Source organism: Halioxenophilus aromaticivorans (assembly GCF_042850945.1).
GTDB classification, from domain to species: domain Bacteria; phylum Pseudomonadota; class Gammaproteobacteria; order Pseudomonadales; family Cellvibrionaceae; genus Halioxenophilus; species Halioxenophilus aromaticivorans.
Map to the genome: position 1 here is coordinate 2868963 of NZ_AP031496.1, position 12463 is coordinate 2881425.

10 protein-coding genes are annotated in these 12463 nt (G+C 48.1%); 7 read left to right on the top strand and 3 right to left on the bottom strand.

The features are described from left to right. Nucleotides 1-2: 2 nt before the first annotated feature. Both ACGHM3_RS12490 and ACGHM3_RS12495 read right to left on the bottom strand, forming a co-directional pair. Complete coding sequence (locus ACGHM3_RS12490; protein WP_345421969.1) at nucleotides 3-2339, bottom strand: ATP-binding protein; 2337 nt, start codon at nucleotides 2337-2339, stop codon at nucleotides 3-5. A gap of 174 nt (nucleotides 2340-2513) precedes the next feature. Next, the gene (locus ACGHM3_RS12495; protein ID WP_345421971.1) at nucleotides 2514-3560 is read right to left on the bottom strand and encodes a DNA-binding protein; all 1047 of its coding nucleotides are present in this window, start codon (nucleotides 3558-3560) and stop codon (nucleotides 2514-2516) included. A gap of 225 nt (nucleotides 3561-3785) precedes the next feature. On the opposite strand from ACGHM3_RS12495, the gene ACGHM3_RS12500 reads away from it, so the two are divergent. Next, nucleotides 3786-4766 (top strand): site-specific integrase, encoded by a 981-nt coding sequence (locus ACGHM3_RS12500; RefSeq protein WP_345421974.1) that lies wholly within the window; start codon nucleotides 3786-3788, stop codon nucleotides 4764-4766. An 8-nt stretch (nucleotides 4767-4774) separates the two neighbouring features. On the opposite strand, the gene cadR is transcribed toward ACGHM3_RS12500, so the two are convergent. Continuing rightward, nucleotides 4775-5179 carry a Cd(II)/Pb(II)-responsive transcriptional regulator gene (gene cadR, locus ACGHM3_RS12505; RefSeq protein ID WP_345422070.1) on the bottom strand — a complete coding sequence of 135 codons (405 nt, stop codon included), beginning with the start codon at nucleotides 5177-5179 and terminating at the stop codon, nucleotides 4775-4777. A gap of 72 nt (nucleotides 5180-5251) precedes the next feature. Between cadR and ACGHM3_RS12510 the strand changes: the two genes are divergently transcribed. The 6 genes from ACGHM3_RS12510 to ACGHM3_RS12535 all read left to right on the top strand — a co-directional run bounded on the left by ACGHM3_RS12510 (nucleotide 5252) and on the right by ACGHM3_RS12535 (nucleotide 12426). Next, nucleotides 5252-6163 (top strand): cation transporter, encoded by a 912-nt coding sequence (locus ACGHM3_RS12510; RefSeq protein ID WP_345421977.1) that lies wholly within the window; start codon nucleotides 5252-5254, stop codon nucleotides 6161-6163. 42 nt (nucleotides 6164-6205) lie between these two features. Next, nucleotides 6206-6571: a hypothetical protein gene (locus ACGHM3_RS12515; RefSeq protein ID WP_345421980.1), complete on the top strand. Its 366-nt coding sequence runs from the start codon at nucleotides 6206-6208 to the stop codon at nucleotides 6569-6571. 138 nt (nucleotides 6572-6709) lie between these two features. Then, on the top strand, nucleotides 6710-7909 hold the full coding sequence (locus tag ACGHM3_RS12520; protein ID WP_345421983.1) for a TolC family protein: 1200 nt from the start codon (nucleotides 6710-6712) through the stop codon (nucleotides 7907-7909). Nucleotides 7910-7960: 51 nt separating this feature from the next. Next, the gene (locus ACGHM3_RS12525) at nucleotides 7961-8203 is read left to right on the top strand and encodes a hypothetical protein (protein ID WP_345421987.1); all 243 of its coding nucleotides are present in this window, start codon (nucleotides 7961-7963) and stop codon (nucleotides 8201-8203) included. Next, nucleotides 8200-9282 carry an efflux RND transporter periplasmic adaptor subunit gene (locus ACGHM3_RS12530; protein WP_345421989.1) on the top strand — a complete coding sequence of 361 codons (1083 nt, stop codon included), beginning with the start codon at nucleotides 8200-8202 and terminating at the stop codon, nucleotides 9280-9282. Before ACGHM3_RS12525 ends, ACGHM3_RS12530 begins: the two co-directional genes overlap by 4 nt. Before the next feature lie 12 nt (nucleotides 9283-9294). Next, complete coding sequence (locus ACGHM3_RS12535) at nucleotides 9295-12426, top strand: CusA/CzcA family heavy metal efflux RND transporter (RefSeq protein WP_345421992.1); 3132 nt, start codon at nucleotides 9295-9297, stop codon at nucleotides 12424-12426. The last annotated feature ends 37 nt before the right edge of the window (nucleotides 12427-12463 follow it).

A 12463-nucleotide genomic window follows, 5' to 3' on the forward strand; every position in this document is an offset into this window, starting at 1 on the left:
CATTACCTCGGTACGCACACTCGTAAGCAAGTATTCCAACCCTTAGGCGGTTTTACAAAGCTAACATCACCTTTATGTTTAGTTGCGATACTTTTTATAATATGCAGTCCCAAACCACTACCACGCCCAAGAGTGGCAAGCTGTTGATCTCCAAGCGTGCTTGACAAATTCGAATAAATTGTCCCTTCAGGATCACTTATAAATGGATTAAAAACTTCCTCCCATAAATCATGGGACAAACCTACACCAGTATCCAAAACAAGCATTTCAATTTCGTCGTCTTTTTTATTCACAGACAATCGAATATTTCGCTTACTTTTTTTCACAATTAACGCTTTCACTGCGTTAGAGATTGCATTAATTACAATGGAGTATAGCTCGGCCTCATTTAATTTCGACATTTTTAACACAGGGTTAATATCCGTGACATCCACTTCAATACTAAACTCATTGAGCAAATACTCGAAACCACCAATCACTTGATTGACAGCATTTTTGACCAAAACCTTTTTATTTTTAAAGTTTTGAGAGTCAGAAAAAACATCAAAAAGTTTAATTATTTTTGAATACTGGGAAGTTGTAGATCTGGCTTCATTGGCCATTTCCAGCAATTGATTTGAAACGGATTGCTCTGATGTCTGATTGGCTATAGCTTCCAATTTTGCGGCATGCGTCAGCAAGTTAGACATAATCCCTTTAAACTCATGAGAAAAAACAAACATCAGTGGGGCAGTTGAAGCTACAGAGCGAAGTGTATCGAGTTCCGCATCATACGCATTAAACTGACTTTCCAACAATTCCGTCGCCGCAGACACTTCCAACTGAGATGATTGAGCTGTCGGATTTTCTGGTTTCTTTGAAGAATCGTTAGGTGTCTGAAACTTTTTGTCAGGTTCTCGCCGTAAATGTTCTACAGAGGCAGATTTTTTTATAACGTTAAGAGCATCAGTAACAAGCTCTTTTGCCGTTGACGAGTTTGAGCCTGTAGTTTTTTTGAAAGCGTTTACGCTAGCAGTAGCTGCGCGATCAATTTCTGATCGAATAAATGCTTCATAGTGCAACGTACTCCAATCTAAGCTCAAACGAATGCATTGCTTAAGCGCCTCAAACGCAGAAGTTTCGACAATACCTTCCCTGTCCATTTTAGGAGTAAAGTATTTCGTAGCCTCACCGGAAATCAGCACCTCGCCCGCTAAGCTTTCGGGACCGGGGTGATTTAGCATGGAGCGGTTAAAATCCTTAACACCAATAGTTTGACTAATTTCTGATAGCACTTTTGATGGGCTACCTCGTCGACGTGCAATATCTTTAGAAATTCCTAGCCAGTCATCTCCTGCCTGATTATCGCCATAGGGGTAAACTCTAAAATTGTTCAAGTACAGTCGAATACCGCTTCGATCACGCCGGATAGCCTCGCGATTTACTTGGGTCAATAAGCTAGGATTACGCCGGTTTTCTACCTCGCTATATCGACTAGAACCAGGGATAATGTAGACTTCGAATGAAATGCCCTCAAGCTCAGGCTCAATGTCTAATTTATATTTTTCGGGTGATTCTTTGCCTTTACAATCCAGCGTAAGGCTCAAAGTGCCTCCCTTTAATACCTTCCCTTTCAGTTTACCCCAACCCGCGTTAAGCATCTTATGGCCAATTTCGATTTCAGTGTCTTCAAATTCGTCGGTGAGAACAGACACTTTAAAACCCGGGTCTTCGTGATACCCTTTCCGCCGAACCGCAGAAGCAACCGATATTAATGCGACCGATTTCTGAAGCATCTTGTAATCTCGCTCGGTCCAATAATCCCTGACATCGATTAACTTTAAAGTTATACCGCACTTTCCCGTGTGAGACATGCTCGATTCGTATTCACAAGGGATAGTTGTCACATCCTCCCCTGGTTGAAAATGATCCCAAACAAACGTGACATTCGTAGTTTGATATTGCTTCCCCACTTTAGCAGTGCTCTCTATGACTAATTTTTCTGCTAGTCTTTGACATGCAAATCGCCCAATTCCTTTATTTCCTGTTGTTGGGCGTCCATACATCGCACTAAATGGGTGATGAATCTTATTCGAGGTCGCAATAGTCATCCAGTTGCACTTGATTTGATCGAAAGTCATCCCAGAACCGTTATCTCGGATAGTGATAGCGCTCGCCAAACCCTCGTTTTTTCGCTCCTTAGTCACATTTGACAATGTAATATCAACTTCACTGCTGTCTGCGTCGTAGGCGTTTTTAATAAGTTCGGCTAGAGCGATATAGTGATTGGTAACTAGTCTTTCGCCTAGCTCTCCAATTAGCTGGGCATCAACCGCAAATTTGACTTCGCCTGTTTCCATAATGAGCTGCTCGTATAAGGTCTAATCGTATTATTGTTGTTGTAGCGCTTAAACTTATACCATGAACGCTACTCCACTGTTATCGGCCAAATTGCCCCACATTGTACTGCGCAAACAAGTTCTGAGAACCAAATTCGTTCGACATAAAATCAAATATATGTTTTGAATTAAAAGTCATTCCCCATCTCCGAGGGATGCCTGCAACTGTACCAGGCGCCCCTGAAGTACAGCTTTTTCTTCAGAAATTTCTTTATTCTCAGCTTCAAGACGATCTGCATATTCACGAATTTCTTGAAGATCCGTCTCGACACCCTTGAACGTGGCGCTTTTGATCGCTAGCCGCTCTTTCAGGCTCTGAACTTCAGTCCTAAACTGGCTGATATTTTGGTCAAATTCGATAATCTCTTTGTTCTTGTTGTCACATTCTGCTTCTAGTTCTTTGATCCGCGTTCCGCAGCACTCCAGCTTGAGTCGTAGCTCTTGGTTTTCATATGCAATTTTCTCGGCCTGACCTTGAGCGTTATCATACCGCGATCGATAATTTTCCTTTTCTGTCTGAGAGCGCGTCAATTGCATAGTCAGGCTTTCTACCTGAGACTGTAACTGCCTTAGCTGAGACTGAAATTGGTCTCTTTCAAGCTGGCGGTCCTCTGCCGTTCTCTGCTGATAATGCTCAAAATGATCGCGCACCGCTCTGTTTTCATCCTTTAATTCAGAAACCGTTTCCTTATGCTCCTGCATGCGGGCTTGTAGAGCATCACGTTCGGACTCGGTCACCGCGAAGCGGGATTCCAAACGGTTAAGCTCACCATTTAATTTACGAGAATTAGTTTCAAGATCAGTTATTTGCTGCTTTAAGGTTCGTTCTCGACCCAAGGCTTCAGACAGCTCTTTTTGGGTGTCAGCAAGTGTGCGCTCAAGCGTCTGGACTCGGGACTGATAGTCCTGCTTCGCCTGCTCAACCGCTTCTTCTGATGCTTGCTGGACGCGGTCGCGCAAGGATTTTACGGCACTGATAAGATCCGAAGGCAAGCCACTATCAGACTCCTCGATGTTCAACTCAGCATTGTTTCGCCACTGTTTTAATAAAGGCGCGATGGTGCTTTTGCTACCCGTTCCGAGCTGCTCCCGAACGCGATCAATAGTGGGCTCGCTGCCTCGCGCTTTAACCGCTTCAGCAGCTCGACTGATATCATAGTAAGTCACACCGGGTCGGGCCATTAGTTTTACCTGTAAGGGAATTTAGTACCGTATTACGTATTCCGTAATATAACATAATATAACGATAATGAAAGTATGCTTGAGATTTATTTTCTAACCACCGACAATCACCCTTATCGTCGGTTAGCATGAATCCGGCTGTTTTTTAAATTCGGCACTGCAGTACACACCCCAAAACCCGGCTATTCCTGCCCTGGCGTGAATAAATATGGTGATTGAGATCCAATGAAAGAAACAACAATACACAGTACTACTGGGCTGCCCGTTCCGAATGAGTCAGATATCATTCGGAAATACATCACGGCTGCAACCTCTGACAACACACGTAAAACCTATCGTTCTGCCATCAAACAATTTGAAAAATGGGGCGGTCGATTACCGAGTGATCCACAAACACTGATCCAATATTTACTCGCTAGAGCGCAAGCATCCAGTATTCGAACCCTGGACTTACACCTCACAGCAATCGGACAATGGCATCGCTATCAGGGGATGGAAAATCCGGTGGATGCGCCCCTCGTGCGTAAAGCAATGGAAGGGATACGCCGTACTCATGGGCAACCGAAGCGTAAAGCCAAGGCCTTACGTCTGGAGCATATCGGGCAAATGGTTGGTCACTTGCAGCAGCAGCCAAACTCCAACAAACGAGCAAGGGATCTGGCGCTGGTTTTAAGTGGATTTTTTGGCGCTTTCCGCCGTAGCGAGTTAGTGGCTATTGATATAGATGATCTATTGTGGGAGCCCGAGGGTTTAATTGTCAGAATGCCGCATTCTAAAACGGATCAGGAATCCGCCGGTCAGATGCGCGCCCTCCCCTACGGCAACAAAGGGGTTTGTCCCGCCACGGCAATCAAGAGCTGGATAACTATAGCAAACATCGAATCAGGTCCACTGTTCCGCCCGATCAACCGCTGGGATCAAATAAAGCAGAGGCGTCTGGGTGCAGGAGCGATCAACGATCTTCTTAAAGCGCTTGGGGCCAACTGTGGTTTTGATTTTGTTCCTGACTTAAGCAGCCACAGCTTGCGTAGAGGGCTTTCAACGTCCGCAGCAAGAGAGCGTGTGGATTTTGAGCTTATTAAAAAACAGGGAGGGTGGAAAAGTGACGCCACCGTTTGGGAATATATTGAAGAGGGACAGTTGCTGACCAATAACGCCACACTAGTGTTAATGGAGAAACTGGCGTTACACATGCGCAATGCATGAATGTTTGATTACTTCGAACCTTTTTGCTGCACCAGACTTCTGATGATGCCGCAATCCTCCACGATTCGGTTTTCCGAGCAGTTGTTCCGGAGGTCGTGTAGTTGCCGATGAAGGCTTTGAAGCTCGCGTATCCTTTCTTCGACCTGTTGAATATGCTGATCAACCATCTCATTGACCTCGCCACACGTGGAGCCAGGTGCTTGGCTGAGCGTGAGCAAATGTCTCACTTCGGGCAGAGAGAGCTCAAGACTACGACAACGCTTGATGAATATTAAGCGCTCTTCTGCTTGATGGTCGTACAGGCGAAAGTTGCCATCACTTCGGGCAGGGGAACTTAATAACCCTTCCCTTTCATAATACCGGATGGTTTGAACGGAACATCCACTGCGTTTCGCAAGCTCACCAATTTTCAATAACGTCACCCCTTGACTCTATAGTTACTATAGAGTGTAAGCTTGGCTTCATTGTTATTTCAAGGTCTATTTATGACATCTGACGCCTCACAATGCTGCGGTTGCCAAAGTGACGAAGCTGGCTCACCGCCTTCAGGATCAAACCTGCAATCGGATAGCCCTTTGGCTGCGCTAAACAATGTGAGTGTGTTTGACGTACCTAAGATGGACTGTCCTTCTGAGGAGAACCTCATACGGACAGCATTTGCGAGCTTTGGGGAAACGGTCGCCTTCGAATTCGATACCCCTAATCGGAAAGTGCATGTCTATCACGCTGATTCACCTGAAAAGGTCGAAATGGCCATGGAATCCGTTGGGCTCGGCGCCCGTCGCATATCGCATGAGCAGGTGGATGCCGCAAGCGCGAAGAAGATACAAGAAGACGCCAGGATTAAGGATGCGCGCGAAGCCTGGGTATTGAAGTGGCTGCTCGGGATTAACGCCGTGATGTTTTTCTTTGAGCTTGCCGTGGGCATCGTGGCGCAATCTGCGGGGCTGATTGCGGATTCTCTGGATATGTTTGCGGATGCTGCGGTCTATACGGTGGCACTCTATGCTGTGGGCAAAGCCGCTCACGCCAAGCTTAAAGCTGCGCATTTATCCGGCTGGCTCGAAGCGGCTCTTTCTGTGGGTCTTTTGATAGAAGTCGCCAGACGTACCTTTATGGGAAGTGAACCGGTCTCGATGCTGATGATAGGGATTGGCAGCCTGGCATTAGTCGCAAATGTCGCGTGTCTCCTGTTAATTTACCAAGTACGAAATAATGGCACACACATGAAGGCCAGCATGATTTTTTCAGCCAATGACGTGCTTGCCAACGTAGGAGTTATCGTTGCGGGTGGCTTGGTCGCGCTGACGGGGTCGCAAATTCCTGACCTGGTCATTGGTGTCATTATTGGACTGGTAGTGTTGAACGGTGCTCGACGCATTCTTATGTTACGATAGCGCGCGATCACCATTGCCCTAAAATTAGATAAACAGAATTGAATGCTGAAACGTGCCCTGACTTTTTTTGTGCTCACGTTGGTTGTTATGCAATCAGTGGTCGCCATGGGTGATGCACACCAATTGCATCAGTCAGGCGCTGAACATCGTGTGTTTGATGAAGCTCATCTACATAACGATGGGGACGTCGCCGACGCCCAGCATGATCAAGTACTCCATTCAGATGCATCTACAGTGGAAAAATGGGATTGTCATCACTGTTGTCATTGTCATGGTCATCTATGCCCTGCCGTGCTGATTTCAGTCGAGCGTATTCAGCTGCTCAAGCACTGCTCTCCAGTGCCCGACTACGCTGAAAATACATTTCCGGAAACCCACGAAACCTTCCTGCGCCCTCCTAAAGCCTAAGTCCCTTTAAGTAATAAGAAGTAACGCCCGCAATCGCGGAAACACGACTTAATTCAGGACTTTTCCATGAGATATACCCTATTTTTCAGGTGCAAACGCACCTGGGTGTGGCTTGCGTTTTTACTCTGCAGTACCGCAATGACTGCCTTTGCAGAAAATGTTGAGCCAACACTCACCTTAAAAGAAGCGCTGGCGTCGACGCTTGCGCAGAACCCTCAACTGCACCAATACAGCTTCACGGCAGAAGCATTGAATGCTCAAAAACAAAGCAGTGCCTTGCGGCCAGCGTTAGCACTGGAGCTAGAGGTCGATAACTTTGCCGGTTCAGGCAGTAATGAAGACTTTGAGTCTGCCGAAACGACACTTGCACTATCTTCAGTGATTGAGCTTGGAGGAAAGCGTCAGGCCCGCATGAGCTATTCAGATGCCCGTATCAGCCAAGTCGAGTGGGCGCAACAAGCGGCGACTCTGGATACGCTAGGTAGGCTTACCGAAGTGTATATCGAAGGATTGGCGACGCAGGCTAACCTTCGGCTGGCGGAAGAATCGTTGGCCCTGTCCCAATCGATCCTCAAGACCGTACAAACACGCTCCGCTCGCGGGGCCACAGCTGAGGCGGAGGTGATGCGAGCGCAAGCTGCTCTCACACGTGCCGAAATACGTCTGGCGTCTCTGCGAGAGCAGTTTGAACGTCAGAAGGTCTTCCTCGCCCGGTTTTGGGGTGAAACAACACCTCGCTTTAATGCATTAACGGGCAGTCTGTTTGACTTCGGCCCCACCCAAAATTTTGATCAACTATACGCGCGTGTTCAAACATCGCCAGCCCTTCAAGTGCTCGCCAGTGAAGCCCGCATTAGAGATGCGGAAGTCACACTGGCCCGTGCCAGTGGCCGCAGCGACTTAAGCTGGCGCGCAGGTATTAAACGTTTTGAAGAAACCGGCGATTCCGCATTCACAGCCGGTATCTCCATCCCACTGTTTTCCGGCAGACGCAACAGCGGAGACGTTAAAGCGGCATTGGCGAATCGCAATGTGGTGGATTACGCCCAACAGGATCAGCTCTTGGTGTTACACGCACGACTTTTTGAAGCGTGGTCCCTCAGAAAACAAAGTATCGCGGCGGCAAACAAAATCCAAAATGTCGCCATCCCCGCGCTGGAAAAGGCACTCAAGCTCACCAATGAAGGTTTTGACAACGGGCGTTATCGCTACCTTGATCTCATTGCCGCACAGGAAGAATTGCTCGCCAGCAAACAAGCACTCATTGATGCAGCCACGACAGCGCTGATCAGTCAGGCCTTAATCGAACAGCTCACTGGCGAAGCACTTAACCCATAAATGTACATTTTTTCAGGTTTGATCGGTATCAGGCCTCAGGAAACCATGATTATGAAAACTGTATTTACCACGTTTGTTTTTACCTTTAATTCCGCAGTGTTGGCAGCGGACGATCATCAACATGATGGCCACACACATGAAAGTAAAGAGAAACATAAAGCGCATCACAAGAAAAATGATCACGCCCAACATAACGATCATGTCGATCACAAGGAAATGGATTCAGAGCATCATGAAGACCATGATCACGCGAATAAAACATCCGACGAAAATGCACGGGGAGACAAACAATGAAAGACTTGAGAACGAAGTTTCCTTCCAAAAACGGAGAAAAGACAAAAAAGGTTTGGGCGGTGCTTTTTGCCCAGATCATGCTAGTCAGCGTGCCATCAGTGCCCACCTGGTCTGCAGATGACCATGGTCATGACCACGAACATGAAGAGTCAGAACAACATGCACCGCACCATAAAGATGGTGATCATGACGAGCACGAGGACCATGTTGATCACGATGATGATGGACATGATCACGGTGCTCATGGAGAAGAAGATGAGCACGGGCACGGTGAGGAAAATGCTAGCCGTATAGAAGATTCAATGGCCCAACAAGTGGGTATCGTAACTTCGATGGCGAGTTCACAGGAGCTGCATCAGACCATCACGGTATACGGCGCGATTGTTTCAGCACCTGAGCAACTGAGCCATGTGCGTGCGCGTTTTGAGGGTATGGCTAAGTCAGTCAAGGTCACGCTTGGCGATCGTGTAAAAACGGGTGATGTATTGGCGGAAATTGAATCCAACGAAAGCCTGAAAACCTATGCCATCCGCTCGCCCATTGCCGGGAGAATCGTTCAGCGTCATGCCAATACTGGCGAAGTGACAAAAGACCAGGTTCTGTTTTCCATCGCTAACTTTGACACCGTTTGGGCGGAACTGCGTGTTTATCCCGCGCAGCAGTCTTCGGTCACAGAAGGTCAAGCGGTTCACGTTTTAGCAAGTAATGACAGCGTGGAATCCACGGTGGACCATATTGTGCCGTCAATGGAATCCCCTTATCTGGTGGCGCGCGTCAAGTTGGCCAATAGCAAACACGCTTTATCTCCGGGCCTAATGATCGAAGCGCGCGTGGAAACCGGCCGCTTTTCGGTTCCTTTGGCGGTAGTAAAAGATGCGGTGCAAACGCTGGGGGGACGCCAGGGTGTATTCGTTAAGGCCGGTGATGAATATCGCTTTACACCACTTGTGCTGGGTAAAAGTGATGATCATTTCTATGAAGTTATCGATGGGCTTGAAGCGAACAGCCAATATGTCAGTGAAAATAGTTATTTGGTAAAAGCTGATATCGAAAAATCCGAAGCAGAACACGATCACTAATCGAGGCGCGCTATGATTGATTCTATTTTGCGTCTCGCGATCGAGCGGCGCTTACTGATTTTATGTTTTATTTTTCTCATCGTCGGTGTCGGTGTGTGGAGTTATCAAAAACTCCCCATTGATGCCGTTCCAGATATCACCAACGTTCAGGTACAAATTAATACGGCAGCACCGGGTTACTCACCACTGGAATCGGAGCAACGCATTACCTATCCCGTGGAAACCGCATTAGCCGGCTTACCCAACCTTTCATACACACGCTCTCTTTCACGCTACGGTTTGTCGCAAGTGACTGTGGTGTTTGAGGAAGGTACAGACATTTATTTTGCACGCAACCTGATAAACACCAGGCTCGGCGCAATAAAAAGTGTCCTCCCGCCAGGGCTTGAACCTGAGATGGGGCCTATCTCCACGGGCTTGGGTGAGATCTTCATGTACACAGTGCAGGCCGAACCCAACGCTAAAATGGCCACTGGTGAACCCTATACCGCGACAGCGTTACGAGAAATCCAGGACTGGATTATCAAACCGCAGCTTGCGCAGGTGAAAGGTGTTATTGAAGTCAACAGTATTGGCGGATACAACAAGCAATACCACGTCATGCCGGATCCCGCAAAGTTGCTCGTTTATAAGGTCAGTGTCGAAGATGTCGTACACGCACTACAAGCCAACAATGACAACCGCGGTGCGGGTTACATTGAACGCAACGGCCAACAACTGCTGGTGCGATCACCCGGGCAGCTTGGCACTGTTGAGGACATTGGCAATGTGATCATCGCTGAACGCGATTCTGTCCCAATCACGGTGAAGGATGTTGCGGACATCGGTATTGGCAAAGAACTGCGTACCGGTGCGGCGACACGCGACGGTGTGGAAACCGTTTTGGGTACCGCGATGATGTTGATCGGCGCTAATTCGCGTACGGTTGCGCAAGACGTGGCGAGCAAGCTCGATGATATTCAAGCCTCCCTACCCGAGGGCGTAGTCGCTGAAGCGGTGTACGACCGCACGGCATTGGTTGATAAAGCGATTGCCACCGTTTCCAAAAATCTGATGGAAGGGGCACTTCTGGTCATCGTTGTTCTGTTTCTGCTATTAGGAAACTTTCGCGCGGCTTTAATTACAGCAGCGGTCATTCCGTTAGCCATGTTGATGACCATTACAGGTATGGTGAAAACAGGGGTATCGGCAAATTTAATGAGCCTCGGCGCATTGGATTTTGGTTTGATCGTCGACGGTGCCGTCATTATTGTTGAAAACTGTGTTCGCCGCTTGGCCGAGAATCAACATAAAAACGGTCAACAAGATTTACGTGAGCGATTAAGCACCGTTTTTGATGCAACGTCAGAAGTCATTCGACCCAGCTTGTTTGGTGTAGCCATTATTACCATTGTTTACATTCCAATATTCAGCCTCACCGGGGTTGAAGGAAAAATGTTTCACCCGATGGCTGCAACGGTGGTCATGGCATTGCTTTCGGCCATGGTACTTTCGCTCACAATTGTTCCAGCTGCCGTTGCCGTATTTATGAACGGCAAGATCAGTGAAAAAGAAAGTATTGTCATCACCAAGGCTAAATCGGCTTACCGCCCGTTACTTAAACTTGCGCTTAAATTCCGCTGGGCTGTGGTGAGTTTTGCTACCTTCTTAGTGGTGTTTTGTTTGTGGTTGACTTCAACACTGGGGTCTGAATTTATTCCGCAACTGAACGAAGGCGACATTGCTTTGCACGCGATGCGTATTCCGGGCACGGGGCTTGAGCAAGCGGTGGAAATGCAGGAAATTCTTGAGAAAAGGATTAAAGCCTTTCCGGAAGTGGAGAAAGTTTTTGCGCGTATCGGTACTGCGGAAGTGGCGACGGACCCAATGCCACCCAATGTCGCAGATAACTTTGTCGTACTTAAGCCGCGAAGCGAATGGCCGGACACCTCCAAAACCAAGGATGAGCTTGTGGAGGAAATGGAGCGTGCACTGGAGGAGTTACCAGGTAACAACTACGAGTTTACCCAACCGATTCAGATGCGCTTTAACGAATTGATTTCCGGTGTACGTGCGGATCTTGGCATCAAGATATTTGGAGATGATCTGGATCAACTGGTATTGACGGCAAACGATGTGCTTAAGGTAGTCAATGGTATTGAAGGAGCGGCCGATGCGCGCGTTGAGCAGGTCACGGGTTTGCCCACACTCTCTGTCATTCCAAATCGTAAAGCCCTGGGGCGATATGGATTGAATGTGGCTGAATTACAAGATTGGGTATCCGCGGCCATTGGCGGTGAATCGGCAGGCATTATTTATGAGGGCGATCGACGTTTTGAGCTGGTCGTGCGCCTCCCCGAAACCACGCGCAGAGACATTGATCGACTGAAGTTTTTGCCGGTGCCACTTAAAAACGGTGACTACGTTCCACTTGAAGAAGTCGCTACCCTGGATATTTCTCCGGCACCGGCGCAAATCAGTCGTGAAAACGGAAAGCGCCGTATCGTGGTTACAGCGAATGTGCGGGGTCGCGATCTGGGCAGTTTTGTTACCGAAGTTCAGGAAGCGATTCGCGAAAAAGCCGAGATTCCCCCAGGGTACTGGTTGGATTACGGTGGCACCTTTGAACAGCTTCAGTCTGCCAGCCAGCGGCTGTCCATCGTTGTACCGCTAACGCTGTTGGTGATTTTGGGTATTCTGGTGATGGCGTTCTCTTCCGTCAAAGATGCCTTAATCATTTTCAGCGGTGTCCCGCTTGCGCTCACCGGTGGTGTGTTGTCCTTGTATTTACGTGATATGCCGATGTCCATTTCAGCTGGCATAGGTTTTATTGCGCTTTCCGGGGTGGCCGTTCTCAACGGCTTGGTCATGCTCGCCTTTATTCGTCAGCTCTGGCATGAAACCGGGCAATTTAATGAGTCGATTATTGAAGGCGCAATGATTCGTCTACGGCCCGTTCTGATGACGGCGCTGGTGGCGAGTCTCGGTTTTGTGCCGATGGCTTTGAACACGGGTACCGGCGCTGAAGTGCAGCGACCGCTCGCCACGGTTGTCATTGGAGGCATTATTTCCTCGACGATTCTGACTTTATTGGTGCTGCCGGTTTTGTACCAATGGGTTCATCGCCGAGAGGCAATGCAACATACTCTTCGTCATCGGGAGTAATGCCGTGACGATTGGCCCCGGTTTTTGCTGGGGCCAT

Bases quoted from the DNA above. Each gene is read 5' to 3' on its own strand.
- ACGHM3_RS12490 (WP_345421969.1), bottom strand. From the start codon at position 2,339: ATGGAAACAGGCGAAGTCAAATTTGCGGTTGATGCCCAGCTAATTGGA.
- ACGHM3_RS12495 (WP_345421971.1), bottom strand. From the start codon at position 3,560: ATGGCCCGACCCGGTGTGACTTACTATGATATCAGTCGAGCTGCTGAA.
- ACGHM3_RS12500 (WP_345421974.1), top strand. From the start codon at position 3,786: ATGAAAGAAACAACAATACACAGTACTACTGGGCTGCCCGTTCCGAAT.
- ACGHM3_RS12510 (WP_345421977.1), top strand. From the start codon at position 5,252: ATGACATCTGACGCCTCACAATGCTGCGGTTGCCAAAGTGACGAAGCT.
- ACGHM3_RS12515 (WP_345421980.1), top strand. From the start codon at position 6,206: ATGCTGAAACGTGCCCTGACTTTTTTTGTGCTCACGTTGGTTGTTATG.
- ACGHM3_RS12520 (WP_345421983.1), top strand. From the start codon at position 6,710: ATGACTGCCTTTGCAGAAAATGTTGAGCCAACACTCACCTTAAAAGAA.
- ACGHM3_RS12525 (WP_345421987.1), top strand. From the start codon at position 7,961: ATGAAAACTGTATTTACCACGTTTGTTTTTACCTTTAATTCCGCAGTG.
- ACGHM3_RS12530 (WP_345421989.1), top strand. From the start codon at position 8,200: ATGAAAGACTTGAGAACGAAGTTTCCTTCCAAAAACGGAGAAAAGACA.
- ACGHM3_RS12535 (WP_345421992.1), top strand. From the start codon at position 9,295: ATGATTGATTCTATTTTGCGTCTCGCGATCGAGCGGCGCTTACTGATT.